General features: G+C 66.3%; 15 protein-coding genes. 9 read left to right on the forward strand and 6 right to left on the reverse strand.

Annotated elements, in window-relative coordinates:
- Positions 1-8: 8 nt before the first annotated feature.
- Complete coding sequence (locus tag ACY48M_RS05625; RefSeq protein WP_462819292.1) at positions 9-938, forward strand: LysR family transcriptional regulator; 930 nt, start codon at positions 9-11, stop codon at positions 936-938.
- 46 nt (positions 939-984) lie between these two features.
- Here ACY48M_RS05625 and ACY48M_RS05630 read toward each other — a convergent pair whose 3' ends face one another.
- Entirely contained in the window at positions 985-2,013 is a 1,029-nt protein-coding gene (locus tag ACY48M_RS05630) for an alpha/beta fold hydrolase (RefSeq protein WP_462819293.1), read from the reverse strand.
- Positions 2,010-3,206 carry an FAD-dependent oxidoreductase gene (locus ACY48M_RS05635; protein ID WP_462819294.1) on the reverse strand — a complete coding sequence of 399 codons (1,197 nt, stop codon included), beginning with the start codon at positions 3,204-3,206 and terminating at the stop codon, positions 2,010-2,012. Before ACY48M_RS05635 ends, ACY48M_RS05630 begins: the two co-directional genes overlap by 4 nt.
- Positions 3,207-3,489: 283 nt before the next feature.
- Here ACY48M_RS05635 and ACY48M_RS05640 point away from each other — a divergent pair, with 283 nt between their 5' ends.
- From ACY48M_RS05640 to ACY48M_RS05670, 7 genes are all read left to right on the forward strand, one after another.
- Positions 3,490-4,629 carry a sugar ABC transporter substrate-binding protein gene (locus ACY48M_RS05640; protein WP_462819295.1) on the forward strand — a complete coding sequence of 380 codons (1,140 nt, stop codon included), beginning with the start codon at positions 3,490-3,492 and terminating at the stop codon, positions 4,627-4,629.
- 30 nt (positions 4,630-4,659) lie between these two features.
- Complete coding sequence (locus ACY48M_RS05645; RefSeq protein ID WP_462819296.1) at positions 4,660-6,198, forward strand: sugar ABC transporter ATP-binding protein; 1,539 nt, start codon at positions 4,660-4,662, stop codon at positions 6,196-6,198.
- Positions 6,195-7,205 carry an ABC transporter permease gene (locus ACY48M_RS05650; RefSeq protein ID WP_462819297.1) on the forward strand — a complete coding sequence of 337 codons (1,011 nt, stop codon included), beginning with the start codon at positions 6,195-6,197 and terminating at the stop codon, positions 7,203-7,205. Before ACY48M_RS05645 ends, ACY48M_RS05650 begins: the two co-directional genes overlap by 4 nt.
- A gap of 70 nt (positions 7,206-7,275) precedes the next feature.
- Positions 7,276-8,382: a maleylacetate reductase gene (locus tag ACY48M_RS05655; RefSeq protein WP_462819298.1), complete on the forward strand. Its 1,107-nt coding sequence runs from the start codon at positions 7,276-7,278 to the stop codon at positions 8,380-8,382.
- Between the two features lie 56 nt (positions 8,383-8,438).
- Positions 8,439-10,661: an SDR family NAD(P)-dependent oxidoreductase gene (locus tag ACY48M_RS05660; protein WP_462819299.1), complete on the forward strand. Its 2,223-nt coding sequence runs from the start codon at positions 8,439-8,441 to the stop codon at positions 10,659-10,661.
- Positions 10,662-10,762: 101 nt separating this feature from the next.
- Positions 10,763-11,206: a hypothetical protein gene (locus ACY48M_RS05665; RefSeq protein WP_462819300.1), complete on the forward strand. Its 444-nt coding sequence runs from the start codon at positions 10,763-10,765 to the stop codon at positions 11,204-11,206.
- Positions 11,207-11,234: 28 nt separating this feature from the next.
- Positions 11,235-11,585 carry a hypothetical protein gene (locus tag ACY48M_RS05670; protein ID WP_462819301.1) on the forward strand — a complete coding sequence of 117 codons (351 nt, stop codon included), beginning with the start codon at positions 11,235-11,237 and terminating at the stop codon, positions 11,583-11,585.
- Between the two features lie 105 nt (positions 11,586-11,690).
- Here ACY48M_RS05670 and ACY48M_RS05675 read toward each other — a convergent pair whose 3' ends face one another.
- From ACY48M_RS05675 to ACY48M_RS05690, 4 genes are read right to left on the reverse strand one after another with little or no spacing between them, the layout of a single operon-like run.
- Entirely contained in the window at positions 11,691-12,389 is a 699-nt protein-coding gene (locus ACY48M_RS05675) for a potassium channel family protein (RefSeq protein ID WP_462819302.1), read from the reverse strand.
- Positions 12,382-13,746 (reverse strand): TrkH family potassium uptake protein, encoded by a 1,365-nt coding sequence (locus ACY48M_RS05680; RefSeq protein WP_462819303.1) that lies wholly within the window; start codon positions 13,744-13,746, stop codon positions 12,382-12,384. Before ACY48M_RS05680 ends, ACY48M_RS05675 begins: the two co-directional genes overlap by 8 nt.
- Before the next feature lie 35 nt (positions 13,747-13,781).
- Positions 13,782-15,071: a HipA domain-containing protein gene (locus tag ACY48M_RS05685; protein ID WP_462819304.1), complete on the reverse strand. Its 1,290-nt coding sequence runs from the start codon at positions 15,069-15,071 to the stop codon at positions 13,782-13,784.
- Positions 15,061-15,483: a helix-turn-helix domain-containing protein gene (locus ACY48M_RS05690; RefSeq protein WP_462819305.1), complete on the reverse strand. Its 423-nt coding sequence runs from the start codon at positions 15,481-15,483 to the stop codon at positions 15,061-15,063. The genes ACY48M_RS05685 and ACY48M_RS05690 overlap by 11 nt, the downstream gene beginning before the upstream one ends.
- A 190-nt stretch (positions 15,484-15,673) precedes the next feature.
- On the opposite strand from ACY48M_RS05690, the gene ACY48M_RS05695 reads away from it, so the two are divergent.
- Entirely contained in the window at positions 15,674-17,452 is a 1,779-nt protein-coding gene (locus ACY48M_RS05695; RefSeq protein ID WP_462819306.1) for an acyl-CoA dehydrogenase, read from the forward strand.
- The last annotated feature ends 7 nt before the right edge of the window (positions 17,453-17,459 follow it).

The following is a 17,459-nucleotide window of genomic DNA, read 5'->3' on the forward strand; positions in this document are numbered from 1 at the left end:
GCCTCATCATGGATGTCAGAAATCTTCGGCGCTTCGTGGCACTCGCCGAAACCCTGAGCTTTCACGCCGCAGCGCAGCGGGTGCACCTCAGCCAGCCCGCCCTGACTCGGTCGATTGCCGCGCTCGAAGACGAACTCGGTGTTCGGCTGTTTCAGCGGGACCGGCGCAGTGTCGCGATCACGTCTGAGGGTGCTGACCTTCTGCCCCGTGCGCGAGAGCTTCTCGAGAAGGTCGACGACTTCGCGTTCGCCGCGCACTCCATGGCGGTCGCCACGAAGCAGACGCTTCGGGTGGGGATCTACGGCAACGGCCTTGCCGAACTCACCGACCCGGTGCTCAGCGCGTTCCGGGAGCAGCATCCAGAGATCCGCCTCGTGCTGCACGAGGCCGACTTCCATCGAGGGATCGCCCCGATTCTCAGCGGCGAGTATCACGTGGCGCTCCTGCGGGCACCTGTCCCGCTGCCTGAACTCCGCACCACCCGCATCTTCCAGGAGCCGCTCCGCGCACTGCTGCCGGTCGACCATCCCCTGGCGGGTTCCGAGTCGATCTCCATTGATGACCTGTTCGATGACCCGTGGGTCACCTTCCCTCCGAGCATCCCTGGGGCGTGGGGATCACACTGGTTGGCATACCCGCGGCGCGCCGAAAAGCAACTCATCGTTGGGGCGTATGCCCGCTCCGAGTACGAAATTTTCAGCGCGATCGCATACCAAAACTGTGTCGGTCTCATCGCCGAGTCATCGCTTCGACAGCGGCCCCATCCTCGCCTGGTCGCGGTGCCGTTGCTGGAGCAGGAAGCATCAACGGCCGCGGTCGTCGTGCCTGCGCTCGGCGCGCAGCCCTCCGCCGTCGCGCTCGCGAAGGTCGCGGTCGAGGTGGCGAGCACCTCCATCGACCTGATCGAGGGAGCGTGGCTCGTGTCGGAAGAGGAGTGAGCACTCCGCTCCCCTTCCGACCCGAGCGACACCAGCAACCTCAGCCCTACCGCCCCGTGGCGAGCGCTTCGGCGCGTTCGACGATGTGGGCGAGCACCTCGGCGTGGTTCTTTTCGAAGACGAGTCCGTGACCATTGCCCGTGATGCCGTGCTCCCAAAGCTTGGAGTGCTCGACGGTGCATCCGGCCTGGGTGAGCATGGCCTCCGTGTGCCCGGTGAACCACCGGAATGGTGACGCCTCACCCGTGACGAGCAGAATCGGCACTGTGGCGAGCCGAGGCAGGCGTCTCGGCGGTTCTGGCTGGAGGGCGATGGGCACGGGGCCGGCACTCTCGTCGACCACAAACCGGAGCTCATCGACGCTGGCGACGGGCGGGTCATAGCTGAGGGGCGCATTCGCCACACCCCACTGCAGCGGCATGTTGGGTGCGCCGAGAAAGGGCGGCCCAAGGGGTTCACAGGCGAGCAGCGCGAGCACCGATTCGGGCCTCGCGTCCGCGGCGAGGAACCCGGCCGGCCCTCCGGCCGAGTGGGTCACGACGAACGCCGGGCCGACGAGGTCGAGGAGTTCGACGAGAGCCTTCTGGTCGAGGATCTGAGCGGCTTCGCTGTCGGCGAGCGTCGGCCCCTGGCTGCGCATGAACTGCAGGCTGACCGGATCGTTGGCGTCGCGCGCCCCCGGCCACTGCGTGTGGAGCCCCGCGGTGGGGTGGCTCCCTTCGCCCTCAACCGGCGAGAAGAACACGGTCGCGATGAACTCCGCACCCATCGCGGGGGCGAGGTCGCCGTGCACGTGCGGGTCGTAGGGGGAGCGGCCGTGGCCAGTGCGGTCGACGACGTACACGTCGTGCCCCCGCTCGGCGAGCAGCGGTGCCCACCCTGGTCGACCATCCGGGGTCACGAGGTAATCGAGACCCTGTCCGCCGCCGCCGTGCACGAGGATGAACGGTGCCTTCTTCTCGGCACCGGTGGCAGCGGGAAGGTGTTCGACAAACATCTGCCCCTTAACGAGGGTGCCGGCGTCGGTGGCGACGAGTTCGCCGCCAACCCAGAACTGGCGATTGTGGGTGCTCACTGTGCTGCCTCCTTCTCAAGGACCGACGGGGTCGCGATCGCGCCCTGCCGGATCAGTTCTGCTCGGCGCAGATCGGGGTCGTTCGCTGTCGCGCGGATGCCGGCAAGGGCCTGGTCGCGGTCGTCGCCCGGCGGGGTGTCGAACAGCAGGCGCTTGAGGCCGCTCGCGGTGGGCGAGACGATGTTGGTCCAGACAGCCTTTCGGCGCTCCGCGTAAAGGTCGAGCACGTGCTCTGCTGCACTGCCGTGCACTACCGCCGCGAGGGCCTCGTACAACACGAATGAGTCGAGCAGGCCCCCGGTGAGTCCGAGCCCGCCGATCGGGTTCGTGATGTGCGCAGCATCGCCGGCAAGCAGCACGCGACCGTGCCGGAAGCTGTCGACGCAGCGCTGGTGCATCCGATACGGAGCGAACTGGACGAGCTCGTAGTCGGGGCCATAGAGCCCCTTCTTGAAGTGTGCGTGAATGCGCTCTTCGAGACCCTCGAGCGGCAGCGCGTCGGATTCCCGGAAGGTGAAGCGCCAGAGGCCGGTCTGGTCGATCTTGGCGATCACGGCGCCGTACTCGGTGTCGATGCGCCAGTTCGCCGGGGGAAGCCCCGCGCCCTCGAAGTCGTGATGGATGTTGGTGGAGATGAAGCGGTCTGGCCAGGTGAACCCGTCGAACGAGAGACCGAGAATCTCACGCACAGCGCTGGCGGCACCATCGGCACCGATGACCCACTTCGCCGTGATTTCGTGCCGCTCGCCGTCGGTCTCATACGAGACGGTCGCCGCGTCATCCGTTTGGGTGATGTCGACCACGGGGCTGTTCCAGCGTGTCTCGACGCCCTCGTGCTGTGCGAGGTGACGGATGAGGATGTTGCCGATATCGCCCTGGCCGAGCTGCACCGCGTAGGGGTGGGGGGCGATGCCGTCGAGCACATCGAGGCTCTGGGGGAGGTGCTCGCCGCTCGCCATGTCGATGAAGTTGATTCCGGGGCTGCGGATGCCGATCGCCTTGATGTCGTCGAGCACGCCGAGCGATTCGAGGCCGGGCATTACCGGGTAGAGGTAGGCCATCGCTCGCGGGGAGGTGTTGAGCCCTGCTGCTCTATCGAGGACTACACACCTGACGCCGGCGCGAGCCAGCCCAAGTGCCGTTGCGAGGCCGACTGGCCCAGCTCCGACGATGACAACGTCAGTCTCGTTCACAGAATTGCTCCCTTGCAATATGTCGCCCCGCCGTCAGGCGGGTTCATCTCGACCGAGGCTAGGAGGGCGGCAGTGGGGTGTCCAATGCCGGTTTCATCGCTCCTGATGCGCCACCTGCATCAAAAGGCAAATCTGGCCTCCAGATGTGGGGGACTGATGCGTCAGAGGCATTAGAGGCGGCGGGATTTGCATTGACGATTGCTTGCACTCTGGCCCCGTATCTCAGACAGTGTTGTTCGACACCGAGGTCAATTGCGACACAGCAGAAACAGGAGATCGTTCAATGAAGAACAGAATCATCAGCACCGTCGGAATCGGAGTGGCAGTCGTCCTCGCCCTCGCCGGCTGTGCAGGAGGAACCACCGAAGAGTCGTCTGAGTCCAACGCTGAGAACGGCACCGCATCGGCTGCCTACCTCGCCGAGACCTACGAAGGAGTCCTCGGCGACGTGCCCACAGAGCCCGTCGAAATCACCGAAGACATTCACGCCTGGATCGTCTCGTGCGGCCAGCAACTCGTGACCTGCATCGAACCCACCGCCGCCGTCGAAGAGGCAGCGCTCGAGGTCGGCTGGCAGGCGGATGTCTGTGACGGAAAACTCAACCCCGCCGGATGGTCGGAGTGCATTCGCAACGGCGTGGTTGCTGAGGCCGATGTCATCATCGTCATCGCGCAAGACTGCGCAAGCTTCTCCGGGGCGCTCGCCGAAGCGAAGGATGCCGGGATTGTCACGATCGGTGCCGGCGGCAATGACTGTGCAGACGAGCCTCTGTTCACCGCCGTGACGCAGAAGCTTGACGGCATGACCGACCGTGAATGGTGGACCACCATCGGCGAGCTGCAGGCGAAGTGGCTCATCGGAGAGGCAGACGGCAACGCCCAGCTGCTCAACATCGAGTTCAACGACACGGTCTGGGGGCCGTGGATGAACGAGGGCCGTCTGGCGGTGTTCGAAGAATGTGACACCTGTGAGGTTGTCGGCACGCTGCAGCTTGCGAACTCGGATGTCTCGGGCGGCACGCTCACCCAGAAGTTCGAGCAGGCGCTGCTGCAGAATCCGACCGCCAACTCGGTTGCCGTGCCCATCGATGCCTGGTTCCTTGCCGGTCTCGGTCAGAGCATCGAAGCATCCGGTCGCTCCGCCGATCTCAACATCGTCGGCGCTATCGGTTCGATTCCGAACTTCGGCCTCCTCCACGACGGCGTCGGTCAGGACTCGACGATCGCCTGGAGCCACGAGTGGGACGGATGGGGAGCGATCGACGCGACCCTCCGTGTGCTCGCCGGGCAAGAAGTGCAGCCGAGCGGCGTCGGCCTCCAGGCCGTCAACGCGGAGAACAACCTGCCGGCGGTGGACGCCCCGTTCAACTACACGCCCGAGGTCGACTTCCGCGCACAGTTCCGTGCGGCGTGGGGCCTGTAGAACACGATGAGTGAGGTGGTGGCGCCAATGATGGCTGCGCTTGTCGCTGACGGGATTGGGAAATCCTTTGGCGCCACCGCCGCCCTTGTCGATGCGCATGTGCGTGTCGACAAGGGCACCATTCACGCCCTTCTTGGTGGCAACGGTTCGGGCAAGTCGACCCTGATCAAGTGCCTCGCCGGGGTGTACACGGCCGAGGCCGGCACGGTGACGATCCACAATCGTCAGATCGAGGCGAAGTCGATCACCCCGTCGGTGGCCCGCGCGGAGCAGTTGCGCTTCGTGCACCAGGATGTTGGGCTCATCGACTCGCTGACCATCGCCGAGAACCTCGCCCTGGTGGCGGGGTTCCCCCGCTCCGGTCCGCAGATCCGCTGGAAGCAGCTGCGGGAGAACGCCGCCGAACTGCTCGATCGCTTCGGCATCAGGGCGTCACCAGACATGCCGGTGGGCGCACTGCGACCCTCGCAGCGGACCATGGTGGCAATCGCTCGCGCCCTGGCCGACCAGGAGGCTGACGACCACATTTTGTTGCTCGATGAGCCGACAGCGGCGCTGCCGGAGCACGAGTCGCAGGAGCTGATGGTCGCCCTCCGACAGCGGGCGGATGCTGGCCAGACGATCGTGCTGGTGTCGCACCGGTTTCCCGAGATCCAGGCGGTCGCCGATCATGTGACGGTGTTCCGTGACGGCTCGGTGGCCGACTCTGCCGTGATCGCGGAGATGACGCTCGACCGCTTGGTGACCGCGATGACGGGCGAGGCCCGGGATGTCACGGAGCGGCATGCCATCACGCCGAAGCCGCGGGTGCGCTTCGAAGCCTTCGGGCTTGCGGCCGGTTCGCTGCGCGGCATCGACCTGGCGGTGCGTGAGGGCGAGGTCGTCGGTATCGCAGGGCTCGCTGGCTCAGGCCGTTCGTCGCTGCTGCGGGCGGTGTTCGGCGCGATGCCCATCGCATCCGGTGCGCTTCGTCTCGATGGTGAGGCGTATGTTCCGACCACCCCGCAGGCGGCAATGGCCGCCGGCATTGGGTCCGTGCCAGAGGACCGGCACGCCGATGGTGTGTTCGGCGAACTCAGCGTGCGCGAGAACCTCTCCATCACGGTGCTGCCGAAGTTCTGGAAGACCTACCGCGCCGACCACAAAGCTGAACGGGCCAACGCGGATGACCTGGTGCAGCAGTACGCCGTGCGCACCGGCTCGATCGAGCAGCCCATCGGAACCCTCTCGGGTGGCAACCAGCAGAAGGTGATGATGGCGCGTTGGCTGCAGCGCGAGCCGCGCATCCTGCTGCTCGACGAACCCACGCAGGGCGTCGACGTGGTCGCCCGCTCTGATATTTACCGATCGGTCGCGACGGCGGCCCGCAACGGCGCCGCCGTGGTGGTCGCATCATCCGATCTCGACGAGCTTCTGGCGCTGTGCAACCGGGTGGTGGTGCTGCGCGACGGAGTCGCAGTGGCAGACCTCGACACCGCCGCCACCCCGCGGGAGCGTATCGCCCGCCTCATGATGGCCGACGAGATTCCCGTCGGCTCCGCCCCTGATTCTGACCCGAGGGAACGATGACTACAACCGACGTCGCCACCACCGCGACCCCAACCACCCCTCGCCGCATCGGCCAACGTCTGCTCGCGTTCGGTGAGCGCTTTGGCCTGGTCGTCCTGCTGGTGCTGATCGCGGCATTCTTCGCGATCAACCCGTCGAGCAGCACCGCGTTCTTCTCCACCGGAAACCTGCAGATCGTGCTGGCAAACCAGTCGGTGGTGACGATCGTCGCCATCGCCGTGTTGATTCCGCTCATCTCCGGCCACTTCGACTTCTCGGTCGGGGCGACCGCCGCAATCTCGGCCGTGATCTGCGCATCGATGCAGGTCAACTTCGACCTGCCCCTGGTCGCGGCCATTCTGATCGCACTCCTCGCCGCAGCCCTCATCGGCATCATCAACGGTGTGTTGGTGGCCCGACTCGGGCTCAACTCGTTCGTCTCGACCCTCGGTGTCGCCACCCTGCTGGGCGGGCTCATCCAGTGGCACACCGGTGGGCTTGCGATCACCGGCATCGACACCGGGTTCCGCTCGTTCGGTTCGTCGCGCTGGTTCGGCATCCCCGCCGTCGTCTACGTTGTCATCGTCGTGCTCATGGTGATCTGGTACCTGCTCACCCAGACCCCGTTCGGTCGCGCCCTCTACGCCACCGGCGCGAGCCCACGTTCGGCGGTGCTCGCTGGTGTGCCCACCACCCGCTTCACGATGATTGCCTTCGTCATCGCGGGGGTTCTCGCGGGAGTCGCGGGCATCATCCTCACCGCCCGCACCGGCGGCGCCAACCCCGACAACGGGATGACCCTGCTCTTTCCCGCCCTGGCGGCAGTGTTCCTCGGTGTGACCACAATCCAGCCCGGCCGCTTCAACGTCTGGGGCACCGTCGTCGGCGTGCTCTTCGTGGCGGTGTCGGTGTCGGGCCTGGTGCTCTCGGGTGCCGAGTCGTGGGTCGACGGCGTCTTCAACGGTGCCGCCCTCGTGCTCGCGGTGGCCATCTCCACCGCCCTGCGCCGCAAGCGTGCCGGAAGCTAACGACACCTCAAAGGTCCGGATGCAAGAATGAGGCGTTCGCCGACGCCGACGATCAGAGAGGGCCGCACCCATGGCCATGACCTTCACCCATGAGACCCTCGGGCAACGCGTGCTCTTCGGGCGCGGTGATGGCGCCGCGAACCTGCAGGCCGAGCTCGAGCGTCTCGCTGCGTCGCGCGTGATGCTGATCGCGTCGGAGCGCGAAGGGGAGCTCGCCGACAGGGTCTGCAGTCGGCTCGACATTGCGCTCCGGTGGGACGATGTGCGGCAGCATGTTCCGGTTGAGAACGCCGAACGCGCGCGGGCGGCTGCGGCCGAAGCATCCATCGACGTGCTCGTTGCCGTGGGTGGCGGTTCGACCACCGGCCTCGCCAAGGCCATCGCGCTCACGACAGGCCTGCCGATCATCGCAGTACCGACGACGTATGCCGGGTCAGAGGCAACCAATGTGTGGGGCCTGACCGAAGACGGAACCAAGACGACCGGGGTGGATGCTCGGGTGTTGCCGGTTGCGGTCGTCTACGACGCCGATCTCACGATGTCACTGCCCGTGGGGCTTTCGGTCGCAAGCGGACTCAACGGACTCGCGCACTGCGTCGATTCCCTGTGGGCGCCGCGCGCCGACCCCATCAACCGGGCGCTCGCCCTCGAAGGCGCACGGGCACTCGCTTCGTCACTCCGCGGCATCGTCGCAGATTCCAGCGATGGCACCGCCCGCGACGAAGCCCTCTACGGGTGCTATCTCGCGGCCGTCGCATTCGCCTCGGCGGGCTCGGGCCTGCACCACAAGGCCTGCCATGTGCTCGGCGGCACCTTCGACCTCCCGCATGCCGAGACGCACGCCACCGTGCTGCCCTACGTGCTTGCACTCAACGCCCCCAACGCACCCCACGAGGCCGCTCGGCTCGCCGCCGCGCTCGGCGCTCCGGTGCGCGAGGGCGACGACCCCGCCGCTGCCGCCGTCAGCGCGCTCAACGACCTGCGCGAAGCCCTCGATGCCCCGCGCCGCCTGTCCGACTACGGGTTCACCGCAGACGACATTCCGGAGGCGGTGCGCCGCATCCTCGCCGTCGCTCCCGCCTCGAACCCCACCGAGGTCACCACCGAAAACCTGAGCGACCTCCTCGCGAGCGCCCTCACCGGGGCAGAGCCGACCATTCACGCCAGCACCCGCTGAGGCCGTTCACTCAGCCGCACTTCGACAGACTGGGGGCACACCACCAGGGGAGCGGCATGAGTGCGAAGACCATCATCATCACGGGCGCGAGCGACGGCATCGGGGCGGCCGCCGCGCGCAAGCTGCACGCCGACGGCCATCGGGTGGTCATTGTGGGGCGTTCGCGCGAGAAGACCGAGCGCATCGCCAACGAGCTCGAGGCGCCGTTCTACCTCGCCGACTTCACCCGCCTCGGCGAGGTACGCGAACTGGCGGATGCGCTCGCCAACGACTTTCCGCACATCGATGTCTTGGCGAACAACGCCGGCGGCATCTTTGGCACTCGAGAGCGCACCGAAGACGGCTTCGAGCTCACCCTGCAGGTGAACCATCTGGCCCCGTTCCTGCTGACAAATCTGCTCATGCCGACGCTCATCGCGAGCCGGGCATCCGTCATCACCACCTCGAGCGCGGCGGCGAAGCTCTTCGCCAAGCTCGATATTGATGACCTCAACAACGACCGCGGCGTCTCGGCGAACCGCGCCTACGGCAACGCGAAACTCGCGAACGTCCTCTTCACAAAAGAGCTCGACCACCGCTTCAATGGGGCCGGCATCTCGGCGGCCGCGTTTCATCCGGGCGTCGTCGCGACGAGCTTTGCGAGCGACACTTCCAGCCCGATGCGACTCGTCTACCGCACGCCGCTGCGCACCCTCATGCGGTTCATCACGCCGGAGGAGGGCGCCATCGGGCTCACGGCGCTCGCCGAAGGCAGCCCGGGCGATGACTGGATTTCGGGCGAGTTCTATGAGCAGCAGCGCATCACAAAAACCAACCCGCAGGCATACGACATCGAGCTCGCGCGACAGCTGTGGGAGGCGAGCGCCGAAATGGTCGGGCTGGCCGATGTCGAAGCGCTCGCGCCGGGAGCCGCGCAGCCCAGAGCCGCGCAGCCGATGGCCGTGCATCCGGCAGTCGAGCACGACGGTCGCTTCGAGCCGCCGTGCGGGCCCGTCATCGGGCGCATCGACGGGCCGGTCATCCGCGCATCGGGTATCCCATACGCTCGTGCCGCCCGCTTCGCCCCTCCCGCCCCGGTCGCCGACCGGAGCGAACTGCTCACCGCGACCGCACCGTCACCCGCCTGCCCGCAGCTGCCATCGCTCGCCCTCGCCGACGCGATGGGCACTGCGCAGGGTGACCTCGGCGACAGCGAAGACTGCCAGAACCTCACCGTCACGGTGCCGCGCGACCTGCAGCCGGGCGAAGCCCTCCCCGTCATGGTGTTCATTCACGGGGGTTCGTATGTGCTCGGTGCCGCCGACATCCCGGCCCACGACCCTGCCGCGCTCGTCGCCGAGCAGCGCGTCATCGTCGTCGGGGTGACCTACCGTCTCGGGCTCTTCGGGTTCCTTTCGACGCCGGATGGGCATCCGGCCAATCTGGGTCTGCTCGACCAGATCGAGGCGTTCCGCTGGGTGCAGCGCAACATTGCGGCGTTCGGCGGCGACCCGGCGCGCGTCACGGCGTTCGGGCAGTCGGCGGGCGGCGACGCGATCGCGAGCATCATGGCGACCCCGGATGCTTCGCGCCTGTTCTCTCGCGCCATCATCCAGAGCGCACCGCTCGGCATCGGCCGCGGGCGTCGCGCGATGGGCGAGACCATGGGCCGCGCGGCAGTCGGCCTCACGGCGGAGTCGACCGTCGGCGAAATCCTGTCTCGGCAGGCGCTCGTGAATGTCGTCGGGGGCCGCTTCGGCCTGCGCGGTGGCATGCCGTTCGGGCCGCAAACCGGGCACGACCCGCTGCCGCAGGAGCCCGCGCTCGACGCGGCACTGGATGCTGCGGCTCCCCGCATCGAGGTGCTCATCGGTCACACCTCCCAGGAGTCGCGCCTCTTCGTCCCGCAGCTCCCTGCGGTCCACAGGCTCGGTCGCGTGCCGCTCGTCGGCGGCCCGGCTATCCATGCGGTCGATGTCGCGATGACGCAGGCGATTTACGGCCGGCCGTCGCGGCGGTTCGCTCGTCGTCATGCCGCCGCGGGTGGTCGCGCGCGGCACTACGTCTTCTCCTGGTCAGCACCCGGCAACGCATTTGGGGCCGCGCACACGATCGACCTGCCGTTCCTGTTCGGCGACGAAGCGACGTGGCAGCGATCCAAAATCCTCGCCGGTGCGCCCTGGGCTGAGATCGAGCGGCACGCGAAACGGGTGCGCCAACTCTGGGCGGACTTCGCCCGGGGCGACGACCTGCCCGAGCGCGGCGAGATCCCGGGGGTGCTCACGCACGAGCGCGTGTAGCTCGGCCCCGGCTGTGTCGCGCTGAGCGTGCCGGTCCCAGACGATCGAATTCGCCGGAACGTTGTGTTGCGACCTTCTGCCGCACGCGCGAGGCTGGCGGTATGGGCACACGGATGGCGCGGGCAGGGTTCGCAGTAGCGGGTATCGTGCTCCTTGCCGGGTGCGCTGGCGGCATCTTCGGTGGCGGTGTCGCCGCCGATCGATACGCCGGACTTCCCGACAACGTCGATGTGTCCGACGGCCAGCTCGATGGCGCCGGGTTCGCTGAGGGTCCGTTCGCAACCTGGGTCGATGTCGGCGAGACGTTCGCCGTTGTGACGTTCGGCAGTTCCAGCTGCCCATCGACGGCGTCGGCGCTCGAGGTGACGGATGCCGCATCCGTTGTCGTCACCATGACGCCGCCGAGCGGCAGCGGCCCGTGCACGGCGGATATGTCCGCGACGACCCACGAGTTCACGTTGCCGGAAGAGATCACTGCGCGCCCCGTCGTCGTCACGGTGCAGTGGGAGGGCTCTTCAGGCGCAGAGCGCTTCACGCTCGACTGACCCCCGCCGCCTACGGGCACCCGCGCAGATGACGGGTTTTCGGCAGGATGACCGCGCCGCGGCAGGCGCATCCCGCCGAAATCACGTCATTCGCCGAAGCAGAAGCGCGGCGCGACCCACCGCGACGACGTGGGCGGCGCTCGGCGTTTCGATCGCGGCAAGCTGGATCGTCAGCGGCATCCTTTCGATCCCGACCAGCCTCCTCAGCTCGCTGCCGAGCAACGACAGTTGGATTCAGGTGTCGATCATCAGCGGCATCGTGAGCGTCGCGGTGACGATCGCCGTGACGGCCGCGATCGGCGTCTTCGGGTGGTGGTGGATGGCGCACGCACTCCGCGCCCGGCCAGTCACGCCCGCCCAACCGCTCCCCGAGGTCTGACTTGTGCACCCTCCGGCCGCGCGGGAGGGCGTACACACCAGACCTCACGGATGCTCCGCGAACCCGCGAACCCGCGAACCCGCGACCCCGCGAACCCGACCCGCGTCAGCGCAGCTGCCCGAACGCCTCCGCCTTCACGGTTGGACCTGAGACGAGCATCGTGTCGCCGTCGCGGATGACGGTGTCGACATCCGCGTTCTTCCAGCCGGTTTCGCCGCGCTTGTAGGCGAGCACCGTGACGCCGTGCTGTGCGCGCACACCGCTCTGCCCGAGCGGGATGCCGATCACTTTGCTGTTGGGGCTCATCTTGACGATCGCGAAGTCACGGTCGATTTCGATGTAGTCGAGGGCCGCACCCCGCACGAGGTGGGCGACGCGTCGACCCATGTCCTTTTCGGGGTAAATGACGTGGTGCACGCCGAGCTGCTCAAAAATTTGCCCGTGCGCGTCGTTCTCGGCTTTCGCCCAAATGCTGGGGATGTTGAAGCGCAGCAGCAGCGAGGTGGTGAGGATGCTCGCCTGGATGTCACTGCCGATCGCAACGACGACGCGATCGAACTCTGGCACCGCAAGTTGGCGCAGGGCTTCTTCGTTGGTGGCGTCGCTGCGCACGACATGGGTGAGTCGCCCGTTGAGCGACTGCACGATGTCTTCGTCGGTGTCGATGCCGAGTACTTCGGTGCCCGATTCCATGAGTTCAAGTGCGAGCGCGGTGCCGAAGCGTCCGAGCCCGATGACGGCGACGGAGTCTGCTTCGGCGATGCGTGTTGATGCTCGGCCCGAGCCGAACGGTGGTCTAGCCAATGACGGGCCTTTCTTTGGGGAGTTCGTAGAGCACTTTTCGCTGTCGGAGGGCTATCGCGCTGCCGAGGGTGAGGGGGCCGAGCCGGCCGATGAACATGAGCGCAATAAGGATCAGTTGGGCTGCCGGTGGCAGGTCGGCGGTGATGCCGGTCGACAGGCCGACGGTGCCGAATGCGGAGACCACTTCGAAGAGCACCCGGTCGAGCGACACCGAGGAGATGATCATGATCACCGTTGTCGCGACGATGACGACGGCGACGGCGAGGAGCACGATGGCGATTGCCTGGCGGTGCACGGCACGGGAGAGGCGCTTGCCGAAGATGTTCACGGCCCCTTCGCCGCGCAGTTCGGTGTACATGATGAAGAACAGCACCATGAAGGTGGTGATTTTGATGCCTCCCGCGGTGCCGGCCGGGCCGCCACCGATGAACATCAGGATGCTGCTGCCGAGCCAGGTTTCTTCGTGCATGAGCCCGACATCGACGCTGTTGAAGCCGGCGGTGCGGGTCTGCACGGAGTGGAAGAACCCGGCGAGGAGTCGCTCAGCGGGGTTCATGGTGCCGAAGGTGTCGGGGTTCGACCATTCGATAAGGCAGGTGAAGACGGTGCCGAGCACGAGCAGCGCGGCGGTGCCGGAGAGCACGAGTTTGGTATTCATGGTCCAGTGCAGTGGGCGCGTGAACTCTTTGCGCAACTGCATGATGACGGGAAACCCGAGACCGCCGAGAATGATGGCGCCGGCGATGGGGAGGCACACCCACGGGTCGGTCGCATAGCCCATGAGGTTGTCGCTGAAGAGCGCGAACCCCGCGTTGTTGAAGGCCGACACGGCATGAAACAGCCCCCACCAGGCTGCCTCGCCGATGGGCGAGCCGTAGCCGAGCCAGAATCGCAGCGTCAGCATCACAAAGACGATGGCTTCGATCGTGAACGTGATTGTGGCGATGCCGAGCACAAGTCCCTTCACATCGCTGAACCCGACCGTCTTCGTTTCGGCGGCCGCCGTGATGCGGGAGCGCACCGACATCTTGCGCGCGATGCTCAGCCCGATGAGCGATGCGAACAGCATGATGCCGAGCCCGCCCACCTGGATGAGCAGCAAAATCACGATCCGGCCGAACGGGGTCCAATAGGTAGCGGTGTCGACCACTGTGAGCCCTGTGACGCAGACGGCGGATGTCGCGGTGAAGAGCGCCTCCATGAGTGACGCGCCGCCCGGCCCCTCCTTCGCCATGGGCAGCAACAGCAGGAGGGTGCCGATGATGACGGTGGCACCGAATCCGGCGACGACAGCTTGTGCGGGGTGGAGATGACGGCGGTTGTTGACCGGCTTCGACTCCCGCGGAGTGAGCAGCACGGCGCTACATTACTCCTCGCAGTGCGGCGGCGTTATCACTTCTCGTCGAGCGCGCGAGCGGCGAGTTCGGCGCGGCCCGGCATGCGCTCAACCATTCGCGCCACGACGTTGGTCTGCAGTGCGGGTGGGAGGGTCGCTGCCGTCACCCTGACGAGGTCGGCGACGATGGCGGTGACCTCGCGCAGCCACTCGACGATGGCGTTCGGCTGGGTGAGGTGCGCGTCGCGCGCCACGCTTTTCCAGTCGGAGTGGGAGAGGTCGCCCACTCGGTAGGAGCCGGTGACGTGCATCGAGAGCTGTGTCGCGTTGATGTGATCGTGGTCACCGTCGGAGAGGTATGGCAGGTACGACGAGACGTCGTACAGGGGTGCAAAGACGACCCGGTTCGGAGCGTGTTGGAGCGAGTAGTTCTTTGCGTGAGCATCTGTGTTGAGCATGAGCCAGGAGAAGCCCAGCGCTCGCCCGAATGATTCAGCAGCTCGCGCTGCATCGTCGGGCGCTGGAAGCGCATGCAGCGTCGAAAGGATGTCGCGGTACCCTGGCCCGCCGTGTAACTGGTACTTCCAGAGCCGGGGCTGGCCGAGCGCTTGGAGTGCGTCTTCTTGATGCACGCGCTGGATCTCGCCGTTGCCGGATGCGACGCGGTCGAACCGTTCGACGACAAGCGAGTGTTGGTCTTCGAACTGCACAAGCTCCGTGCTGGCGACGGGGAGCCCCAGCGCGCCTGCGACAGTCATGGTGAGCCATTCGATGATTTCAGCATCGGGGACCCCGCGAACGGCCGGCTTGAAGATGTGCGTCGATGGCGCCGAACCCGTTGTCTCGTGCCACGTGTCGCCGATTCGCGTGAGCGCGAATTTGCCCTGAGCCCCGGCCAGCGAGAACCGGCCTGTCGGGTTCTCTTCGTCGATCCAGTCATTCGCATCGAGACGGATGGCGCGGATTCGTTCGGCGATGACGGCGTCGCTCACCCGGGTGGGCGCACCAGGGCGGGGTGGCGCTTCGCCGGGCGCCAGAAGCTCGAGCGCTCCGGCAACATCGGCTCCGTAGCGCGTGAGCAGGCCGAACACCTCAGCGGCGGGCAGCCCGCTGGCTTGTGCCCACCGCTCGCGCACGGTGGCGCTGTCTGGCAGAAGGTTGTCGAAATAGTCGAACACCACTCGGCTGCGATGACGGCGCGTGGTGAGCGGGAGCGAGAGCGACACTGGCACCTCGCCGCGGAGGCCGTCGTCGGTGTAGGCCAACTCGTAGTCCTCGGCCCCGTGCCGAATCAGCTGGGCGGCATGGATGCCGTATAGGTGAATCTCGAGGAGTTCAGTCGGCATCGCTCGGCTCCTGCTCCGAGTGTGCTTGTAGTCGATTCAGTGCGGCACGCGTCTCTTCGTCTAACGCTGGAGGCAGTCGGGATGCGAATTCGGCGAGCGCGCGTTGGAGCACGTCGGTCGTGGGGACGACACTGTGGGCGAGCGCGTTCCGCATTGCGAGTAGGCCGGGCACCGGGACCGTGAAGGTCGCGGTGTCGTGGGTTGCGCGGGGCTGAAGATCAACGGTGAGGTCGAGCGCGCGCAGCACCGCGAGGGTCTTGGCGAGTGATACCTCTGATTTGGCGGCTTCGAGCCGTGAGAGAAGCTGGCGTGTGATGCCGGCGCGGCTCGCGAGCTCGGTCTGGGAGAGTCCGAGGTCGACTCGGCGTTGGCGGATGACACGCCCAACATCATCGCTCGAGGTGACTTTCATCGCATCCCGCCTCCGTTGTTACGGTACCGTACCATTCTTCGCTATGTAACAGTACCATTCCAGCGACGAATATGGAACAACACCATTCCATTGGTGAAATCCCCAGCGCCGCCAGCACGAGTCCGCTCGGCGAAGTGCGCTCTCCACGAAGATTGGCTGGCGCGAGAGCGGTCCGCGCTAGCCTCACGCCATGAGCGACTACCGACCACCAACATCCGATGCCGCGTTTGTTCTGAAGCATGTCGTCGGGTATGACGACATCGCCGGCTACCCCAACTATGAGCACGCTGACCTCGACACTGTCGTCGACCTGCTTGAGCAGAGCGGTGAGTTCATGGCCGAGGTCATCGCGCCCACCAACCGTGCTGGTGACGTGGAGGGCTCGACGCTGCAGCCCGACGGCACGGTGACGACGCCGACCGGGTTCAAGAAGGCCTACGAGAAGCTTGTTGAGTCGGGCTGGGGTTCGCTGCAGTTTCCTGAAGAGTTCGGGGGCGGCGGGTTTCCGTGGCTCATCGGTCTCACCATTCAAGAGCAGCTGCTCGCGGCGAACATGGGGTTCGGAATGTGCCCGCTGCTCACTCAGGGTGCCATCGATGCGCTGCTGCACTACGGCTCGCCCGAGCAGAAGCAGCGCTTCTTGCCCAAAATGGTGAGCGGCGAGTGGGCCGGCACCATGAACCTCACCGAGCCGCACGCCGGATCGGATGTCGGCGCCCTCACCACGAAGGCTGTGCCGAACGGCGACGGCACCTATGCGATCTCCGGGCAGAAGATTTTCATCAGCTGGGGCGATCAAGACCTCACCGACAACATCGTGCACCTTGTGCTCGCCCGCACTCCCGGCGCCCCCGCCGGCACGAAGGGCATCTCGCTCTTTCTCGTGCCCAAGTACACGCTCAACGACGATGACAGCATCGGCGAGCGCAACGGCGTGCACGTCGTGTCCCTCGAAAAGAAGATGGGCATCCACGCCTCACCCACCTGTGTGCTCTCGTATGAGAACGCGACCGGCTACCTCGTTGGCGAAGAGAACCAGGGCATGCGCATCATGTTCGTCATGATGAACAGCGCGCGCATCTCGGTGGGAATGCAGGGGCTTGCGGTGGGGGAGCGGGCCTACCAGGCTGGCCTCGCCTATGCGAACGGCCGCATCCAGGGCAAAGCGATCGGGTCTGCCACCGATTCGCCGATCATCGACTTTCCCGACGTGCGCCGCATGCTCATGACGCAGAAGGCATATCTTTCGGCGCTGCGCCGCATCCTCTACCTCAATGGCATCTACATGGATAAGGCGCTGTATGCACCGGATGCTGCGGAGCGGGCCCGCGCAGGGGAAATCGCCGCACTGCTCACCCCCATCAGCAAGGCTTTCGGCACCGACCTCGGCAACGAGATCACCTCGCTGACGGTGCAGATCCACGGCGGCATGGGCTTCATCGAGGAGACGGGTGTGTCGCAGTACATGCGCGACATCCGCATCGCCTCGATCTATGAGGGCACGAATGGCATCCAGGCGGCTGACCTTGTCGGCCGCAAGCTGGGGGTGCGCCAGGGGGCGTCATTCCTTGAGTTCATCGCCCACATGCGCGAGGTTGAGTCGCAGCTTGAGGCCGCGGGCGAGAGTTTCGCGAGCATCCGTGCCGAGCTTGGCCGTCAGTTCGACGCACTGCAGACCACGACCGGCTGGTTGCTCAAGACCGGCGCGATGGGCGACTTCAATTCGGTGCTTGCCGGCTCGTCGCCGTATCTGCGCCAGTGGTCGCTCGTCGTCGGGGGCTGGCTCATGGCGAAGTCGGCGCTCGCCGCGGCGGAGATCGATGATGCCGCGCAGGCGACGTCGCAGCTCGTGCTCGGGCGCTTCTATGCCGAACAGCTGTTGCCTGCCGCTGGTGGCCTCGCCAGTGCCGTCACGGCGGGTGCCGACGACCTCTTCGCCCTCGATGCGGAGATGCTGCTGAAGGGCTGAGGTTGCG

The organism is Homoserinimonas flava (genome assembly GCF_054969005.1).